This is a genomic window from Streptomyces sp. NPDC032126, assembly GCF_055580085.1.
In genome coordinates, this window is sequence record NZ_JBVIMA010000008.1 from 421,976 (window position 1) to 442,147 (window position 20,172).

Genomic DNA, 20,172 nt, shown 5'->3' on the forward strand with positions numbered 1-20,172 from the left:
AATCGATTGGACTCGATTCCAAAAATACCAAACCTTTACATGCCGCCATCGCGCCGCACTCGCGGCAGGGTCACGCCAAAGAAGCCGTCGATCCCATGAATGGCCAGGTCAGAGCACCACGGCGAGCGGGCGAGCGATTCCGGTGCGCACCGCGCACAATCGGGTCGGTCACCCCGAACATTATCCGCGCCCGGCGGGCCGCGATCGGATGGCGGCGCGATCTCCACGGGCGCATCCAGCGGCACTCATCACAACTTCCCCACATATCGCGGGTGACGATAAGGCCCGGGCAGTAATTGAAACAAAAAGCGCCTTCCCGAGATCGACGAACAAGCCACGGAAGGTGGCCGGAAAAAGGCGAGGGAAAACGGCCGCTCGACCGGTTCTCTATCTCAACAACGGGCCGCGGCTGCGGTAAGGGCGACCGCACCCGCGACCCGTGGCCGGAGCGATTCGGTTCAGGCGGGCAGGGCCGCCCGCGCGCGCAGCGGCTCCCACCACGCCCGGTTGTCGCGATACCAGGCCACCACCTCCTCCAGCCCCTCGTCCAGCCCGATGCGCGGTGTGAAGCCCAGCTCCTCACGGATCTTCGACGTGTCGACCGAGTACCGCTCGTCGTGGGCCGTCCGGTCGGGTACCTCGCGCACCCGGCTCCAGTCCGCCCCGCAGAGCGTGAGCAGACGGTCCGTCAGTTCCCGGTTGGTCAGCTCGGTTCCGGCGCTGATGTTGTAGATCTCGCCCCCGCGGCCGTCGGTGAGCACCAGGTGCAGGGCCCGACAGTGGTCCTCGACGTGCAGCCACTCCCGCACATGGTGGCCGTCCCCGTAGAGGGGTACGTCCAGGCCGTCGAGCAGATTGGTCACGAACAGCGGGATGACCTTCTCGATGAACTGGTGGGTGCCGTAGTTGTTGGAGCACCGCGTGACAGAGACGGCGACATCGCTGGTACGCCAATAGGCACGGGCCATCAGGTCGCTGGCCGCCTTGGACGCCGCGTACGGCGAGTTGGGCTCCAGGAGCGTCTCCTCCGTCCAGGAGCCGTGCCGCAGCGAGCCGTAGACCTCGTCGGTGGAGACATGGACGAACCGCGGGACACCGGCGCGTGCGCAGGCGTCCAGGAGGATCTGGGTGCCGAGCACGTTCGTCGTCACGAAGGGCGTGCCGTCGGCGAGCGAGCGGTCGACGTGCGACTCGGCGGCGAAGTGCACCACGGCGTCGTGTCCGGGCAGCAGGTCCGCCAGCAGGGCCGCGTCGCAGATGTCGCCCCGTACGAAGGTCAACCGGTCGTGGTTCAGGGGCAGGTTGTCCAGGTTGGCCGCGTAGGTCAGCTTGTCCAGGACGGTGACCTCGCAGTCGGCGGTACCCGGGAAGGCGCCGGCGAGCAGGGCGCGCACGTAGTGGCCGCCGATGAATCCGGCCCCGCCCGTGATGAAGTACTTCATGGTCCGGTGCCCTTCACGCGGGAATCTCGATACGGCAGTCGTCGCCGACCATCAGCCGGTGCCTGGGGACGGGTTCGGAGCACAGCCGCACCTCGCCGCCCTTGCCGACGATGGAGTCGTACAGGGTGCGGACTCCGCGGACGGCGGCGTGGTCAAGGATGATCGACGACTCCACGCCCGCGTCCTGCAGCCGGCAGCCCCGGCCCAGCGAACTGAAGGCGCCCACATAGCTGTCCTCGACGATGCTTCCGGCGCCGATGACGGTGGGACCGACCAGGACCGAACGCTCGACGCGCGCGCCGGGCTCGACCACCACGGGGCCGTACACCCTGCTGAGCGTGTCGACGGTGCCCTGGACGCCGGGCTCGACGGCCTCCAGCAGGACGCGGTTGCAGTCGAGGAGGTCGTGCAGGGTTCCGGTGTCCTTCCAGAAGCCCGGATACACCGTGCCGCGCACCTCACGGTCGTGGTCCACCAGCCACTGGACGGCGTCCGTGATCTCCAGCTCACCGCGCCAGCTGGGTTTGGTGTTGCGTACGGCCTCATGGATCTCCGGTGTGAAGCAGAACGCGCCGGTGACGGCGAGGTCGCTGCGCGGCCGGGCGGGCTTCTCCTCCAGGGCGGTGACCCGGCCCTGGCCGTCCAGCTCCGCGATGCCGTACGCGCTCGGGTTGGACACCTTCGACAGGACGAGCTGGGTCGCGGGCCGCTCACGGCGGAAGGACTCCAGCTCCTCGACGATGCCGGAGCCGAAGATGTTGTCGCCGAGATACATGACGAAGTCGTCGTCGGCGAGGAAGTCACGGGCGATCATCACACAGTGCGCCAGGCCCTGCGGGGACTCCTGGGGCAGATAGGTGACGGTCATCCCGAAGCGCGCGCCGTCGCCCACGGCCGCCGGGATCGCGGTGTTGCCGGCGTTGATGACGATGCCGGTCTCGGTGACGCCGGCGGCGGCCAGTGCCTCAAGGGCGTGGAAGAGCACGGGCTTGTTGGCGACGGGCACCAACTGCTTGGGCATGCTGTGGCTGAGCGGACGCAACCGCGATCCGGTGCCGCCCGACAGAACGAGGGATTTCATCGGGGTCTCTCACACCAATCCTTCGGAGACGGGACGATCTGTGCCGGGGCGGGCCGGTCATGATGTCCCGCCCGTCGGGCTCTGTGGTGGGCCACGGGCATGCGCGGGGCGGGTCACTCCCGTGCGGCGACCAGGTCCGCGATCACCCGGGCGACCTCGGCGGGGGTGGTCTGGGCGGCGTTCTCGTCGCGCAGCTTTTGAGCCGCCTCGGACCAGTGGCGTTCGGCGAGCAGGTCCTGGACGGCCGCGCGGATCGGTGCGGGTTCGGTCTGCGGGCCGCGGAGCAGGGTGCCGGCGCCGACGGCGGCCACGGTCTCCGCGTTGCGCAACTGGCCCGGCTCCTGGGGCAGCATCACCTGGGGCACTCCGGCGGCCGCCACGGTCAGCAGGGTGCCGGCGCCCGCGTGATTGACCGCGACGGAACAGGTCGCGGCGATCAGGTTGAGCGGCAGCCCCTCCTCGACGCGCACGCCCGGTGGGACGGGGCCGAGCGCCGCGCGATCCTGTGCGGCGGCCATGACCACCACGTCGGCGCCCAGGCCGTCCAGGGCCTCGATCACCACGGCGAGCGGCGGTTTCTGACCGACGAGGTGCGCGAAGTTGGAGACGCTCCACGAGACTGCGACGCGCGGCCGCCCCGGTGGGGTGCGCAGCCAGTCGGGGACCACCGTGGAGCCGTTGTACGGCACGAAGCGGCTGACCAACTGGTTGGGCAGCTCATGGACATGCAGGCTCGGCGGACACGGGTCCACCGTGAGCACCCCGCCGACGGCGCGCGGCGTGGCCCCGAACCGCTCGTACAGCGCCCGGAGTTCGACGGGCCAGGTCTCCACCGGTGCGCCGTGGCCCGGGAAGCGGACCATCGCCGGCAGCTGCGGCCCCCACGCCTGGTAGACGAGGGGGACGCCCAGGACCTCGGCGACCAGCGGGCCCACCAACGCGACCACGTCGCCGACGATCACATCGGGGCGCCAGTACCGGGCGAAGTCGATCAGTTCGTCGGCCATCGCGACGGCGGCGCCGATGTGGGCCGCGTTGCGCTGGGCGACGTAGCGCCTGCGCACGTCCTCCGGAATGGCGGCCATCTCGCCGAATCCGACGAGGCTGCGGCCGGTCTCCTCGCGCAGTACCTCCTGGGCCTTGCCGAGTCCGGCGAGCAGGTCGTAGGAGGCGCCGACCGGGCAGACCGGCATGCCGGAACGGACCACGGCGTCGGCGACGCCGGGCTGGGCCGCGACGCACACCTCGTGGCCCGCGGTCCGCAGCGCCCACGCCAGCGGCACCATCGGGTAGTAGTGGCTGGCCGCAGCCAGGGGAATGAACAGCACGCGCATGGGTTACTCCGTGTCCCCGCCGGTGGCCGGCGCCGGATGGTGCCCCGTCCGTGGCCGCCGGGCGCACGGTGAGGGGAGTGCTGAGCGGGCTCCATACGATCCGCCGCGACTGAATCCGCGCCAAAGCGCTGCTAATCGGCTCCCGTCGGGGTGTGTCGAGCCGGGCCGTCGGGGGTGTCGAGGCCAGGTCGTCGGGGCGTGTCGAGGCCGGCCCGTCGGGGGGTGTCGAGGCCCGGTCGTCGTCGGATTCGTGGCCTGGTGTTCGCCACGACACGCCCTGGGGACGAGCCCCGGCGCCAAGGCGAGCCCTAGAGCGTTTTTAGCGGCGCTGCGGAGCATGCGGGGAACTGACAGCCCCGACAGAAAGCGGAAGACCCCGATGACTTCAGACGTCGTGGTGGTCGGCGGTGGCCCGACGGGGCTGATGCTGGCCTACGAGCTGGCCCTGGCCGGAGTGCGCCCCATCGTCCTCGAACAGCAGAGTGAGCCGCGGACCGAGCCCAAGGCGAACGGGCTGGTCGGCCGGATCGTGCAGCTGCTCGACTACCGGGGCCTGCTCGACCGGTTCGCTGAGGGGTCCCGGCACGTGGGTCCGGCCCCCTCGTTCTATTTCGGCGCGGTCCCCCTCAACCTGTCGGTCCTGGAGCACAATCCGCTGCATCTGCTGGTGATCCCGCAGCCCCGTCTGGAGAGTCTGCTGGCCGAGAGCGCGGTCGCGCTGGGCGCTGAGATCCGCCGCGGACAGCGCGTGGTGGCCCTGTCGCAGGACGCCGAGGGCGTGACGCTGGAGACCCAGGGGCCCGGCGGCAACGGGGCTCTGCGCGCCGCCTACGCGGTCGGCTGCGACGGCGCGCACAGCACCGTGCGCAAGCAGGCCGGCATCGGCTTCCCGGGGTCGACCGGCTCACTCGTGACGCGCATCGGGCATGTCTCGCTGCCCGCGTCCCTGCTCGTGCCGGAGACCGGCGAGGTGGAGGTGCCGGGCGCGGGACGGCTGCGGCTCGGCTGGACGTACACGGAGCGCGGCAAGATCGGGCTGATGTCGTTCAAGCCCGGTGTGCATGTGGTGACGGCGGCCGAGAACGACCGACTGCCCGTCGACGCCGGTGCGGCGATGACCCTCGGCGAGCTGCGCTCCAGCGTGCGCCGCATCCTCGGCGCGGACCTGCCGATGAGCAATCCCCTGTGGCTGTCGCGGACGGTGGCGAGCAGCCGGCTGGCCGACCGTTATCGGGCGGGCCGGGTCATGGTGGCCGGCGACGCCGCCCATCTCTTCCCGGCGGGCGGCTCGGCGCTCAACACCGGGATGCTGGACGCGGTGAACCTGGGCTGGAAGCTGGCCGCGCAGGTCAACGGGACGGCACCGGAGGGCCTGCTGGAGACGTACCACGACGAGCGGCACGCGGTGGGCGAGCAGGTGCTGGCCCACACCAAGGCGCAGGCCGTCCTGATGGCCGTGGGCGAGGAGTCCGCCGTACTGCGCGATCTGTTCGAGGAGGTGCTGCGGCTGCCCCGGGCGATCCAGCACCTCGCGGAGCGGCTGCACGGCGAGGACGTACGGTACGGGGGCCACGCGCCCGACGGCGAGGCGCATCCGCTGCTCGGCCGGTGGGCGCCCGACCTGCCGCTGCGGACCACGCAGGGCCCGGCCCGGCTCGCCGAACTGCTGCACGCCGGACGGCCCGTCCTGCTCGACCTCGGGGGGAACGGGCCGCTGCACGACATCGTGACGGAGGGCTGGAAGGACCGCGTGGACGTGGTGGCCGCGCGCACGGAACAGCCCGCTCCCCCGGCCGACGCCCTGCTGATCCGGCCCGACGGCCATGTGGCGTGGGCGATGTCGGCGCCGGGGCCGGCGTCGCCGCCCGCCCGGGACCCGCGGCAGGGGCTGCGCTCGGCGCTGACCAACTGGTTCGGCGCGCCTTCCAAGGCGCTTTAGCCCTGCGGGCACGGCGCTCGGGAGGCTTGGTCTGGAGGCTGGCCCAGGGCGCTTCAGCCGCTGGGGCTCCGGCGCTCCGATGCTCCGGCGGCTTCGTCCAGGGCGCTTTAGCCGCTGCAAAGGGCCCGGTTAGGCCCGTCGGTGAGCGTGTGAGAACGATCAGGATGTGTGCGGCCGCCGCGCGCTCGCTCTCCGTCCGAGTGGCACCGGCCGGCACACGGGGACAGAAAAGGTGGCGCACAAAGCGATGTCGAGCCTCGGCAATCACACGTCATCCGACGCGGACGGACCTTCCCGTGCCATCGCGGTCGTCGGGCTGTCCTGCCGCCTTCCCCAGGCACCCGACCCACAGGCGTTCTGGCGGCTGCTGTCGACGGGGTCGAGCGCCGTCACGCGCACCCTGGGCGCGCGCTGGACGGACGAGACGGGGCTCGCGCCCGGCACCGAGGCCACCGCCGCCGCCGGTATCGAACACGGTGCCGTCCTGGACCGCGTCGACGGATTCGACGCGGGCTTCTTCAGCATCTCCCCGCGCGAGGCGACGGAGATGGACCCCCAGCAGCGGTTGATGCTCGAACTGAGCTGGGAGGCCCTGGAGGACGCGGCCATCGTGCCGGGCACCCTGCGCTCCGGGACCGGCGCGGTCTTCGTCGGTGCCATCGGCGACGACTACGCGGCCCTGCTCGCCCGTCACCGCGACGGCGCGTTCACCCCGCACTCGCTGCCCGGCACCAGCCGGGGACTGCTGGCCAACCGTGTCTCGTACGCCCTCGGTCTGCGCGGCCCCAGCTTCACCGTGGACGCCGCCCAGTCCTCGTCGCTGGTCGCCGTCCACCTGGCCTGCGAGAGCCTGCGCGGCGGCGAGTCCGACCTCGCCATCGCCGGTGGCGTCAACCTCATCATCGGCCCCGAGAGCACCGCCAGGGCCGCCGGTTTCGGCGCCCTCTCGCCGGACGGCCGGTGCTACACGTTCGATGCCCGCGCCAACGGATACGTACGCGGCGAGGGCGGCGCCGTGGTGGTGCTCAAGACGCTGTCGCGCGCGCTCGCCGACGGCGACCGGATCCACTGCGTGATCCGGGGCAGCGCGGTCAATAACGACGGCGCGTCCGAGGGGCTGACGGTGCCCAGCAGCCAGGCGCAGGCGGACGTACTGCGCCTGGCCTGCCTGCGGGCCGGGATCACCCCGGACGAGGTGCAGTACGTGGAGCTGCACGGCACCGGAACACGGGTCGGCGACCCCGTCGAGGCGGCGGCCCTCGGCGCGGTCCACGGCACCGGGCGCACCCCGGACACGGCGCTGAGGGTGGGATCCGCGAAGACCAACGTCGGTCATCTGGAGGGCGCGGCGGGCATCACCGGCCTCGTCAAAACAGTGCTGAGCATCGCGCATCGGCGCCTGGTGCCGTCCCTCAACTTCCGTTCGCCGCATCCCGACATCGACCTCGACGCGCTGGGGCTGCGCGTACAGACGGAGGCGGGACCGTGGCCCGCACCCGAGCTGCCGCTGGTCGCGGGCGTCAGCTCCTTCGGCATGGGCGGCACCAACTGCCATGTCGTCCTCGCGGAGGCGCCGGCGGTGGGGGGCAGTGATCGGGCTCCGGCCGACGACTCGACGGGGATGGTGCGGGGCGCCCCTCTGCCCTTCGTGGTCTCCGCCCGGGACACCGCCGCCCTGCGCGGGCAAGCGGCCGCTCTGGAAGGCTGGTTGCGGGAGCGGCCCGAGGAGCGGCTCGCTGACATCGGCTGGTCGCTGGCCTCGACGCGTACGGCCTTCGAGCACCGGGCCGTCGTACTGGGCCATGACCGCGAGGGGGCAATGGCGGGGCTGCGGGGCCTGGCCGAGGGTGCTCCCGGGGCGGCCGTCGTACAGGGGCGGACCGCCGAACAAGGCGGCCTGGCCGTGCTGTTCACCGGTCAGGGCAGCCAGTACCCGGGCATGGGCCGCGAGCTCCATCGCGCGCATCCCGCCTTCGCGCAGGCCTTCGACGAGGTGTGCGCCCACCTGGACCCGCTGCTCGAACGGCCGCTGCGGGACGTGGTGTTCGCGGACGAGGGCAGCGTCGAGTCCGGTCTGCTGCACCGGACGGCCTATACGCAGGCCGCGCTGTTCGCCGTGGAGACCGCGCTGTTCCGGCTCTTCGCGCACTGGGGGGTCACCCCGCAGGTCGTGGCCGGCCACTCCATCGGCGAGCTGACCGCCGCTCACGTCGCCGGAGTGCTGTCCCTTCCGGACGCCGCCACGCTCGTGGCCGCGCGCGGACGGCTGATGGAGGCGTTGCCGGAGGGCGGTGCCATGGTCGCCGTCGAGGCGGCCGAGGAGGAAGTCAACGAGGCCGTCTCCGAGCACACCGACGAGGTCTCGATCGCGGCGGTCAACGGCCCCCGGTCCGTGGTGATCTCCGGCGACGAGGAGACCGTCACGGCGCTGGCCGCGCACTGGCGGGAACGGGGCCGCAAAGTGCGGCGTCTCCAGGTCAGCCACGCGTTCCACTCCCCACACATGGAGCCGATGCTGGCCGAGTTCGAGCGAATCGCGCGGGAGCTCGACTACGCGGCGCCGCGCATTCCCGTCGTCTCCAACCTCACCGGACGGCTCGCGGTCGCGGGGCAGGTGGACTCGCCCGCGTACTGGGTCCGCCATGTGCGCGAGGCGGTGCGGTTCCACGACGGCGTCCTGGCCCTGCGGGAGTTCGGCGCGACGGCCTGTCTTGAGCTGGGCCCCGGTGGTGTCCTCACGGGGATGGCCGGCGAGTGCCTGGCCGGCCAGGACGGTCCGGCCGATTCCGGCACGCTGCTGGCCGCGACCTTGCGCCCCGGCCGGCCCGAACCGGAGGCGGTCCTCGCCACGCTCGCCCGACTCCACGCGCACGGGGTGCCGGTCGACTGGCGGCCCGTCTTCGCCCCGTGGACCCCGCGCCGGGTCGCCTTGCCGACGTACGCGTTCCAGCGGCGCCGGTTCTGGCCGGAGATCCGAAGGGAGGCGGTGGGATCGGCGGGGTCGGCTGGATCGGCGGGGCCGGCTGCACCGATGGGGTCGGCGGGGCTGCCTGTCGGCGCGTCGGCGGCCCCCGTCCTCTCCGAAGCGGCGGCCCACCCGGAGTCCGATGCCCCGTACGCCGCGGAGCCCGATGCCCCGTACGGCGCGGACGCCGGCGTCGAGGACGGCGCGGCCTCCTGGCGCCACCGGCTCGCGGACATGCCCCCTCAGGAGCGCGAGCGGTTCCTCCATGAGCTGGTGCGTACCCAAGTGGCCATCGCGCTGGGGCACTTGACGTCGGATGCGGTCGACACGGGCCGTACGTTCAAGGACCTCGGCTTCGACTCGATGTCGGCGGTGCAGCTGCGCGACCAGCTCGGCGCGGTCACCGGCCTGCGCCTGCCCACCGCCCTGCTCTACAACCACCCCACGCCCCGCGCGCTGGTGGACCGGCTCCAGGCCGAACTCGACGCCTCCGACGCGCCCAGCGCCCTCACGCCGGCGGCACCCGCCGAGGTGGCCGACGACCCGATCGTCGTCGTGGGCATGGCCTGCCGGTTCCCGGGCGGCGTGGGCTCGCCCGAGCAGCTGTGGGACCTGGTGGCGCAGGGCCGGGACGCGATCGGTCCGCTGCCGGACAACCGCGGCTGGGACCTGGACGCGCTCTACGATCCCGACCCCGAGACCCCCGGCACCTCCTACGTACGGGAGGGCGGCTTCCTCTACGACGCCGACCTGTTCGACCCGGCTTTCTTCGGCATCAGCCCGCGTGAGGCCGCCGCGATGGACCCGCAGCAGCGGCTGCTGCTGGAGACGTCCTGGGAGGCGCTGGAACGCGCCGGCATCGATCCGCGGACCCTGACGGGCACGGCGGCCGGAGTGTTCGTCGGCGCCACGGCCCAGGAGTACGGGCCCCGTCTGTCCGAGGGTGCCGAGGGGCTGGACGGCTATCTGCTCACCGGCACGACGACCAGCGTCACCTCCGGCCGGATCGCCTACACCCTCGGGCTGCGCGGCCCCGCCGTCACGGTGGACACCGCGTGCTCGTCATCGCTGACCGCGCTGCATCTGGCGGCGCAGGCGCTGCGCCAGGGCGAGTGCTCGCTGGTGCTGGCCGGGGGTGTCACGGTGATGGCCGGGCCGGGCATGTTCGTGGAGTTCAGTCGCCAGCGCGGGCTGTCTCCCGACGGCCGCTGCAAGGCCTTCGCGGCGTCGGCCGACGGCACGGGGTGGGCCGAGGGCGCGGGCATGGTGGTGCTGGAGCGGCTCTCCGACGCGCGGCGCCAGGGCCACCGTGTCCTGGCCGTGGTCCGGGGATCGGCGATCAACCAGGACGGGGCGAGCAATGGCCTGGCGGCTCCCAACGGCCCCGCGCAGGAGGACGTGATCCAGCAGGCGCTGGCCGCGGCGGGGCTGGCCGGCCCCGAGATCGACGTGGTGGAGGCCCACGGCACCGGTACGAAGCTGGGCGACCCCATCGAGGCGGAGGCCCTGCTGGCCACGTACGGTCGCGGCCGCGATCCCGAACGTCCCCTGTGGTTGGGGTCGTTGAAGTCCAATATCGGTCATGCTCAGGCGGCGGCCGGGGTGGGCGGGTTCATCAAGATGGTCATGGCCCTGCGCCATGGTGTGCTGCCCGGAACCCTCCACGCCGACGAGCCCACGCCGCACGTCGACTGGTCGTCGGGGGCGGTCCGCCTGCTCACCGAGGCCCTCCCCTGGCCGGAGACGGACCACCCGCGCAGGGCCGCGGTGTCCTCGTTCGGCATCAGCGGCACCAACGCCCACCTCATCGTGGAACAGGCACCAGGGGCGGAGGCAGAAATCCCGGCTGCCACGGACGAGGCGTCCGGGGGGCTCGCCTCCGCGAGGTCGGTCTCCACGCGATCGCTTACCGCCTGGCCGGTCAACGCGTGGCCGGTCTCCGCGCGGTCCGAGGGTGCGTTGGCCGCGCAGGCCGGGCGGCTGCGTGATCTGCTCGACGCCGATCCGGGGCTCGCCCCCGCCGACGTCGGCCTCTCCTTGGCCACCACGCGCACGGTGTTCGAGGAGCGCGCGGTGATCGTGGCGGCGGACCGTGCCGGATTCTCGGACGCCCTGACGGCGCTCGCGCGGGGCGAGTCCGCACCCGGTGTGGTGCGGGGCCGGGCCCGCGCGCTGGGCAAGACCGTGTTCGTCTTCCCCGGACAGGGTTCGCAGTGGGCCGGTATGGCCCTCGAACTGCTGGACAGCGCCCCGGTGTTCGCCGACCGTGTCGAGGAGTGCGCGGCGGCGATGTCGGCGTACGTCGACTGGTCGCTCGTCGATGTGCTGCGGGGCCGCGAGGGAGCTCCGGGCCTGGATCGCGTCGACGTGGTGCAGCCGGTGCTGTTCGCGGTGATGGTGTCGCTCGCCGAGCTGTGGCGTTCCCTCGGGGTACGACCGGACGCCGTCGTCGGCCACTCGCAGGGCGAGATCGCCGCGGCCTGCGTCGCCGGGGCGCTGACGCTCGACGACGCCTGCCGCATCGTCACGCTGCGCAGTCAGGCGCTGGTCGCCCTCGCCGGGACCGGCGGCATGGTCTCCGTGCCGCTGCCCGCCGCCGAGGTCCGCGCCCTTCTGGGCGGCTGGCCGGGGCGGCTGGGCGTCGCCACCGTGAACGGGCCCGCCTCCACGGTCGTATCGGGTGATCCTCAGGCGCTGGACGAGCTCCTCGCGCAGTGTGCGGCGGACGGGGTGCGGGCGCGCCGGATCCCCGTCGACTACGCCTCGCACTCGCACCATGTGGAAGCGATCCGGGAACGCCTGGCGGACCTGCTGTCCGGGATCGCGCCGCGCTCCTGCGACGTCGCCTTCTACTCCACGGTGTACGGCGAGCCGGTCGACACCGGGGAACTCGACGCCGACTACTGGTACCGGAATCTGCGGGAGACCGTGGAGTTCGAGCGTGCCACCCGGGCCCTGCTCCGCGACGGGTACGGCGTGTTCGTGGAGTCGAGCCCGCATCCCGTGCTCACGGTGGGCCTCCAGGAGACGATCGACGCGACCCAGGGGGCGGCGCCGACCGTCGTGACGGGCTCGCTGCGCCGGGACGAGGGCGGCCCGCGGCGGCTGTTCGCCTCCCTGGCCGAGATCCATGTCAACGGCGCGGACGTGCCGTGGCACACCGTCTACGACGGCACGGCGCGCGTCGTCGATCTGCCCACTTACGCCTTCCAGCGCGAACGACACTGGCTCACCGCGCCGTTGGCGGCCGGGTCGGCGGCGGGCCTCGGTCTGTCCGACACCGGGCACCACCCGCTTCTCGCCGCCGCCGTCGAGATCGCCGACGAGGACCGGGTCGTACTGACCGGACGCCTCTCCCGCCGCACCCACCCCTGGCTGGAGGACCACGCGGTGTCCGGGACCGTGGTCGTGCCGGGCACCGCCTTCGTCGAACTGGCCCTGTGCGCCGCCGGGCACACCGGCTGCGACCGCCTCGACGACCTCACCCTGGAGAGCCCGCTGGTACTGCCCCAACAGGGCGAGATCTGGCTCCAGGTGGCAGTGGGCCCACCGGACGAGTCCGGGCGGCGTCCGCTCACCGTGCACGCCCGGCCCGAATCGGCCGCCGCCGGGCAGGACCCGGCCTGGACCCGGCATGCGACGGGGGCGCTGACCGCGAGCGGGCGGCGGCCCGTGGAGCCCGGCGAGGCATGGCCCCCGCCGGGTGCGACGGCCGTCGCGATCGACGACCTGTACGAGCGGCTGATGGACGAGGGCTACGAGTACGGGCCGGCGTTCCAGGGGCTGCGGGCCGCCTGGCGGCACGGCGACAGTGTGTACGCGGAGGTGGCGCTCGCCGAGGAACTACGGTCGGACGCGGCACGGTTCGCCGTCCATCCCGCGCTGCTCGACACCGCCCTGCACGCACTGGCCCTCGGCGACGGCCCTCTTCGCGCGGACGCGACGGGCCGCCTCCGGCTCCCCTTCTCCTGGACCGGCGTCACCCTGCACACCGCCGGACCACAGACGCTGCGGGTCCGCTGGACGGCGACCGGGCAGGACACGGACACGGTGACCCTCGACCTCGCCACACCCTCGGGCGTGCCCGTGGCCACCGTCGAGGCCCTGGCCCTGCGCCCCGCCGCGGTGGACCGGCTCGGCGACGGGCGGGGCGCGCGCGCTGGTGGTCTGCATCGGGTGGTGTGGTCGCCGGTGGAGGGTTCCGTGGTGCCGCCGCCTTTCGGGGCGGAGGACGTCCTGTTCGTCCGGGGAACGGAGGGGCTCGCCGCTGTCTTGGAGGCCGTCGAGGGGGGTGCGGCGGCGCCGGCGTACGTGTTCGCCTCGCCGTCGGCGGAAGAGGACGCGGCGTCGGCGGACGAGGGTGCGGCAGCGGCGTACCGCTCCTTCGCGCAGTCACGGACCGCCGCCCATCAAGCCCTCGGCCTCGTCCAGGAGTGGCTGGCCCACGAGGAGTCGCTGCGCAGGTCACGGCTGGTGTTCGTCACGCAGGGCGCGATCGGCACGGCGGGCTACGACGATGCCCTCGATGCCGGGGACGCCTCGGCCGTACGAGGACCGGTCGAGGCACCCGTGTGGGGGCTGGTCCGCTCCGCGCAGACCGAACATCCGGGCTGCTTCGCCCTGCTGGACGTCGACGGGCCATGGGACGCGGCACACCTGCCGGTGGTGGCCGGCGCGCTCGCCGCCGGGGAGTCGCAGCTGGCGATACGCGGGGGCGTGCCCCTCGCCCCACGGCTCGCCCGGACCGACCTGCCGCAGGACAACGCCCTCACCGAGCAGGACGCCTCCGCGCCCGGCGCCGGCGCCGGATACACGAACGGCACCACTCTGATCACCGGCGGCACCGGAACCCTCGGCAGGCTCCTCGCCCGGCACCTCGTGATCGAACACGGCGCCCGGCACCTGCTGTTGGCGAGCCGACGGGGCTTCGCCGCCGACGGTGTCGAGGAACTCGTCGCGGAGCTGACGGAACTCGGCGCGCGGATCACGGTGGCCGCCTGCGACACGGCCGACCACGGCACTCTCGCCGCGCTGCTGGCGTCCGTGCCGGACGAACACCCGCTGACCGCGGTCGTGCACGCGGCCGGCGTCCTCGACGACGGCGTCATCGGCTCCCTCACCCCGGAACGCCTCGACACCGTCCTGCGGGCCAAGGCCGAAGCCGCCTGGCTGCTGCACGACCTCACGCGGTCTCTCCCCCTCACCGAGTTCGTGCTCTTCTCCTCCGTGATCGGCACCATCGGCGGCGCGGGCCAGGCCAACTACGCCGCGGCGAACGCCTTCCTGGACTCGCTCGCCCACCACCGCCGCGCTCTGGGCCTGCCCGCGCGCTCACTCGCCTGGGGCCTGTGGGAGGACTCCTCCGGCATGACCGCCGGGATGAGCGACGCCGACCGTACGCGCATGGCCCGCACCGGCCTCGTACCGCTCTCCGCCGAGGAGGGGCTGTCCCTCTTCGACGCCGCGCACACCACCGACCAGGCCGCTCTCGTCGCCGCGCGCCTCGACGCCGGTGCGTTGCGGGCGAGTTCGGCGGCCGGAACGCTGCCCGACGTGCTGCGCGGCCTCGTACGCACCGTACGGCGCACGTCGGCCGGCGCGCCCACCGGCGCGAACGCCCTGCGCGCCCGCCTGGAGGGCCTGCCGGAAACCGAGCAGGAGGAGACCGTCCTGACGCTCGTCCGAGGACAGATCTCGGACGTGCTGGGCCACGGCGGCGCCGACAGCATCGCCGACGAACGGGCCTTCAAGGACCTCGGCTTCGACTCGCTGACCGCGGTCGACCTGCGCAACCGGCTGGCCGCGGCCACCGGAGTACGGCTGCCGGCCACGCTCGTCTTCGACCACCCGACGCCCGGCGCGCTCGCCCGTCACCTGCACGCCGAACTCACCGGCTCCCCGGCACAGGCCACCACGTCGACGCGGTCGGCGACCACCCCTTCTTCCGACCCCATCGCCATCACGGGCATAGGCTGCCGCTTCCCCGGCGGGATCGGCTCCCCCGAAGAACTGTGGCGGCTGGTCGCGGAGGGCGGCGAGGCCCGCTCGGGCTTCCCGTCAGGCCGGGGCTGGGACCTGGACGCCCTGTATGACCCCGACCCCGACCACCCGGGAACCGTCTACACCCGCGTCGGCGGCTTCCTCGACGACGCCCACCACTTCGACGCCGACTTCTTCGGCATGAGCCCGCGAGAGGCCCTCGCCACCGACCCCCAGCAGCGCCTCCTCCTGGAAACCGCGTGGGAAACCCTGGAGCGCGCCGGTCTCGACCCCCGATCCCTGCGCGGCAGCCGCACCGGCGTCTTCACCGGCATCATGTACGGCGACTACGGCGGCCGGCTCCAACGCGCACCCGAGGAACTGGAGGGCTACCTCCGCAACGGCAGCCACGGCAGCGTCGCCTCCGGCCGCATCGCGTACACCTTCGGCTTCGAGGGCCCCGCGGTGAGTGTCGACACGGCTTGCTCGTCGTCCCTGGTCGCCCTGCACCTGGCCGCCCAGGCACTGCGCAACGGCGAGTGCGATCTCGCCCTCGCGGGCGGCGTCACCGTGATGGCCACACCAGCGACGTTCATCGAGTTCAGCCGCCAGCGCGGCCTGTCGGCGGACGGCCGCTGCAAGGCGTTCGCCGCCTCGGCCGACGGCACGGGCTTCGCCGAGGGCGTCGGCCTCCTCCTGGTGGAGCGCCTGTCGGACGCCCGCCGAAACGGTCATCCGGTCCTGGCGGTACTGCGCGGCTCCGCCGTCAACCAGGACGGCGCCAGCAACGGCCTCACCGCACCCAACGGCCCCTCCCAGCAACGCGTCATCCGCGCGGCCCTCGACAGCGCCCAACTGACCGCCGATCAGGTGGATGCCGTCGAGGCACACGGCACGGGGACAAGTCTGGGCGACCCGATCGAGGCACAGGCGCTGCTCGCCACTTATGGTCAGGACCGGGATGCCGAGCGGCCGCTCTGGCTGGGCTCGATCAAGTCGAACATCGGCCACGCACAGGCCGCAGCCGGCGTCGCCGGCGTGATCAAGATGATCCAGGCGATGCGACACGGGGTACTGCCGCAGACCTTGCATGTCGACGAGCCGACTCCGCATGTCGACTGGTCGGCGGGAGCGGTCGCTCTGCTGGATGAGCAGCGGGACTGGCCGGAAACGGGCCGGCCCAGGCGAGCGGCGGTGTCGTCGTTCGGGATCAGCGGGACCAACGCCCACGTGATCCTGGAGCAGGCACCGGAGGAGGAAGCCGCGGCGGCCGGGGTGACGCCCTCGCCGGGTGGGCCGGTGGCGTGGGTGCTGTCCGCGAAGACCGAGGGTGCGTTGCGGAAGCAGGCAGCCCGGGTAAGGCAGTTGGCGAGCAGCGACCTCAGGCCCGCAGACATCGGGTTCTCCCTCGCCACCACGCGGGCGCATCTGGAGCAGCGGGCCGCAGTCGTAGCCGAGGACCGGGACGACTTCCTGTCCGGACTCGACGCGCTGGCCGACGGGGACGAGCATCCCCGGCTCGTACGAGGATCAGCCACCGGAACAGGCAAGACCGCGTTCCTCTTCGCCGGACAGGGCAGCCAACGCCTGGGCATGGGACGGGAGTTGTACGACAGCCAACCCGTCTTCACCCAGGCCCTCGACGCTGTGTGCGCCCTGCTCGACCCGCACCTGGACATACCCCTGAAGCACGTCATGTTCGCCGATGACGACAGTGAGGAGGCCGGGCTTCTTCAGGACACCCTCTACACCCAGCCCGCCCTCTTCGCCCTGGAGACAGCCCTCTTCCGCCTCCTCCAACACCTCGGCGTCACACCCCACTACCTGATCGGCCACTCCATCGGCGAGATAGCCGCAGCCCACGCCGCCGGCATCCTCACCCTCGACGACGCCTGCACCCTCGTCGCCGCCCGCGCCCGCCTCCTCCACGACCTCCCGACCGGCGGCGCCATGACCGCCATCCAAGCCACCGAAACAGAAGTACTCACCGCACTCGACGACCACGACGGCGTCACCATCGCCGCCCTCAACACCCCCAACAGCACAGTCATCTCCGGCGACGCCGACGCGGTCGCCAAGATCGCGGCCGTATTCGCCGAGCAGGGCCGGAAGGCAACACCGCTGCACGTCAGCCACGCCTTCCACTCGCCCCACCTCGACCCCATCCTCGACGACTTCCACGCCGTCGCCGAAACCCTCACCTACCACCAGCCCCGCATCCCTGTGGTCTCCACCCTCACCGGAGAAGCGGCCGGACCGAACGACCTCACCACCCCCGACTACTGGACGCGCCAACTCCGCGAAGCGGTCCGCTTCCACCCCGCCATCGAGCAGCTCAAGGCCACCTACATCGAACTCGGCCCCGACAGCACCCTCACCACACTCACCCGGACGACCACCGACGCCGTCGCCGTCCCCCTCCTCCACCCCCACAAACCCGAAGACCACACCCTCCTCACCGCCCTCGCCACCGCCCACACCCACGGTGTTCCCGTCGACTGGTCCACGATCTACACCCCCCATCACCCCACCCGCACCGAACTCCCCACCTACCCCTTCCAACACCACCCCTACTGGCTCCACCACACCCCCACCCCCACCAACGCCATCCACCTCGGCCAAACCCCCACCACCCACCCCCTCCTCCCCGCCACCACCGAACTCCCCAACGACACCCACCTCTTCACCGGCCGCCTCTCCCTCAACGACCACCCTTGGCTCGCCGACCACACCGTCCTGGGCACGACGATCCTCCCCGGCACCGCCATCCTCGACCTGGTCCTCCACGCCGCCGATCACATCGGCCATCACCACATCGAGGACCTCACCCTCCACGCGCCCCTCGCCCTCCCCGAGCAAGGAGCAACCCGGCTCCGTCTCACCACCGCCCCCACCGGCGACGGCGACGACGACAAGACGACGTTCACCCTGCATTCCCAGCCCGAGAGCTCCACATACGGCTCCGAGTGGGCCCTCCATGCCACGGGGACCCTCACCACCCCGCCCACCACTCAGCCACTCGACGCGGGCGACAGCGGCACCGCCTGGCCGCCGAGCGACGTCACGCCGGTCGATGTCGAGGAGCTGTACCGGCATCTCGCCGATCTCGGACTCGGCTACGGCCCCGCGTTCCATGGGATGAGCGCCGCCTGGCGGCAGGGCAGCACCGTCTATGCCGAGATCCGCCTCCCCGACGAACTCTCCCCCGGCGGTCATCTGATCCACCCCGCGCTGCTCGACCCCGCGCTGCACACGGTCTTCCTCAGCACCGGGGAGCAGGCCCCGCAGATCCTGCTGCCGTTCTCCTGGAGCGGCGTGACGCTCCACTCCACTCGGCCTTCCACCCTCCGCGTGCGACTCACGGCCGGCGAATCCGCCCAGTCCACCGACGGCGCCGAACCCGCCGTATTCTCTCTGGAGTTGACCGATACGGACGGTCGGCCGGTGGCGACGGTCGAGTCGTTCGCCGTACGTCCGGTCTCGGCGCAGCAGGTGGCGGCGGCCTCCGCGAACCTCGGGGCCGGCGCCGAGCTGGCCCGTATCGACTGGACGCCGTTGGCGGAGACCTCCGGCACGGGGGACACGAGGATCACGGCGGCCGACCTCACTCTCCTCACCGCCGCTTCCGCGGCTCCGGCCGACGACTCGCCCGTAGCGGAGACCCATCGGCTGCTGCACCGGACACTCGCGCAGGTACAGCAGTGGCTCGCGAAGAGCGACGACCCGTCGCCAGGCCGTCCCGAGGAGCGTCTGGTGGTCGTGACCCGGGGAGCCGTGTCCACCGGGAGCGAGGACGAACTCCGGGATCTGGCGGCCTCCTCGGTGTGGGGTTTTCTCCGTGCGGCCCAGACGGAGCACCCCGGCCGCCTGGTCCTCGTAGACCTGGACCCCGAGGACGGCCCTGACGCGCCCGGCCGTCAGGACCTGGAGCGGCTCGTCGATGCCGTGGCGAGCGGCGAGTCCCAGCTGGCAGTGCGCCACGGAAGGGTTCTCGTTCCCCGGATCGTGCGTTCCGCTGTGGGCGCTTCTTCGGACGAAGTCGCGGGCGCGAAAGCCCCGTTCGACCCGTCGGGGACCGTACTGATCACCGGCGGCACCGGAGCCCTCGGCGGCCTGCTGGCCCGTCATCTGGTCACGGAGCACGACGTACGCCATCTGCTGCTGGTCAGCCGACGGGGCGAGGCCGCCGAGGGGGCCGCCGAACTCGTGGCGGAACTGACCTCCGACGGTGCTGTCACGGTGTCCGTGGTGGCCTGCGACGCCGCTGACGCGCAGGCTCTGCGCGCGGTCGTCGACGCGATACCGCCCGAGCGCCCCCTCACCGCGGTGATCCACGCGGCGGGCGTGCTGGGCGATGCCACCGTCGGCACGCTGACTCCCGAACGGGTGGACGCGGTCCTGCGTCCGAAAGCCGACGCGGCCTGGAATCTCCATCACTGCACGGCGCACCTGGATCTCACCGCCTTCGTTCTCTTCTCGTCCGCCGCCGGAAGCCTCGGCACGGCGGGTCAGTCGGCTTATGCGGCCGCCAACACATTCCTCGACGCCCTCGCCGAGCACCGCAGGGCGCAGGGCCGACCGGGCGTGTCCATCGCCTGGGGCCTGTGGGAGCAGGAGAGCGGTATGGCCGCGGCTCTCGGCGGCGTGGACCGCGACCGGCTCGCTCGGTCCGGTCTGCTTCCCATGAGCAGCGACGCGGGGCTCGCGGGATTCGACGCGGCACTCGCGCCGGGACAGGGCCTACCGTTCGTCCTGGCCGCGCGCTGGGATCTCGCCGCGCTTCAGCGGCAGGCCGCATCCGGCGACCTGCCTCCGCTGCTGCGCGGCCTCGTCCGCGCCCCGGCACGTCCGAGCGCCGCCCCGGCGGCGGCGGACGGGGCGGCCTCGGCGCTCCGGGAACGGCTGGGCGCCCTGTCGGAGGAGGAGCGCGTCGAGGCCCTGCTCGACGTGGTGCGGACACATGCCGCGGCGGTCCTGGGTCTCGGTTCGCCCGCCCTGGTCGAGGCCGGGCGCGGCTTCCTCGACATGGGCTTCGACTCGCTCACCGCGGTCGAACTCCGCAACCGTCTGATCACGGCCACCGGACTGCGCCTGCCCACCACGCTCCTCTTCGACCACCCGGCACCGGCCTCGCTCGCCAGGCATCTGTACGAGGCGTTCGGACCCGGAGAGTCCACGGCCCATCACGCCGTACTCACCGAGCTCGACCGTCTCGACACAGCACTTGACACCTTGTCAGAGGACGCCCGGACGGCACTCACCATCCGTCTGCAGGACGCCCTCCTGAGGCTCAACGAGGCCGCCGAGTCCACAGCCGAGGACACCTCGGACTCCACCGTCACGACACGCATCGAGTCGGCGAGCGACGACGAGGTCTTCGCCTTCATCGACAACGAGCTCGGAATCTCCTAATGTCCCCCGCCACACCGGAG

At 72.4% G+C, this 20,172-nt stretch carries 5 protein-coding genes; 2 read left to right on the forward strand and 3 right to left on the reverse strand.

Annotated elements, in window-relative coordinates; genetic code table 11:
• Positions 1 to 458 precede the first annotated feature (458 nt).
• From rfbB to ACZ5NW_RS29380, 3 genes are all read right to left on the reverse strand, one after another.
• On the reverse strand, positions 459 to 1,442 hold the full coding sequence (gene rfbB, locus ACZ5NW_RS29370) for a dTDP-glucose 4,6-dehydratase (protein ID WP_468746966.1): 984 nt from the start codon (positions 1,440 to 1,442) through the stop codon (positions 459 to 461).
• Positions 1,443 to 1,455: 13 nt separating this feature from the next.
• Entirely contained in the window at positions 1,456 to 2,523 is a 1,068-nt protein-coding gene (locus ACZ5NW_RS29375) for a glucose-1-phosphate thymidylyltransferase (RefSeq protein ID WP_468746967.1), read from the reverse strand.
• 113 nt (positions 2,524 to 2,636) lie between these two features.
• Positions 2,637 to 3,857, reverse strand: a complete 1,221-nt coding sequence (locus ACZ5NW_RS29380) for a nucleotide disphospho-sugar-binding domain-containing protein (protein ID WP_468746968.1) — start codon at positions 3,855 to 3,857, stop codon at positions 2,637 to 2,639.
• A 379-nt stretch (positions 3,858 to 4,236) separates the two neighbouring features.
• On the opposite strand from ACZ5NW_RS29380, the gene ACZ5NW_RS29385 reads away from it, so the two are divergent.
• Together ACZ5NW_RS29385 and ACZ5NW_RS29390 are read left to right on the forward strand one after the other, a co-directional pair.
• Positions 4,237 to 5,796: an FAD-dependent oxidoreductase gene (locus ACZ5NW_RS29385; protein ID WP_468746969.1), complete on the forward strand. Its 1,560-nt coding sequence runs from the start codon at positions 4,237 to 4,239 to the stop codon at positions 5,794 to 5,796.
• A gap of 247 nt (positions 5,797 to 6,043) precedes the next feature.
• Complete coding sequence (locus tag ACZ5NW_RS29390; RefSeq protein ID WP_468746983.1) at positions 6,044 to 20,152, forward strand: type I polyketide synthase; 14,109 nt, start codon at positions 6,044 to 6,046, stop codon at positions 20,150 to 20,152.
• The last annotated feature ends 20 nt before the right edge of the window (positions 20,153 to 20,172 follow it).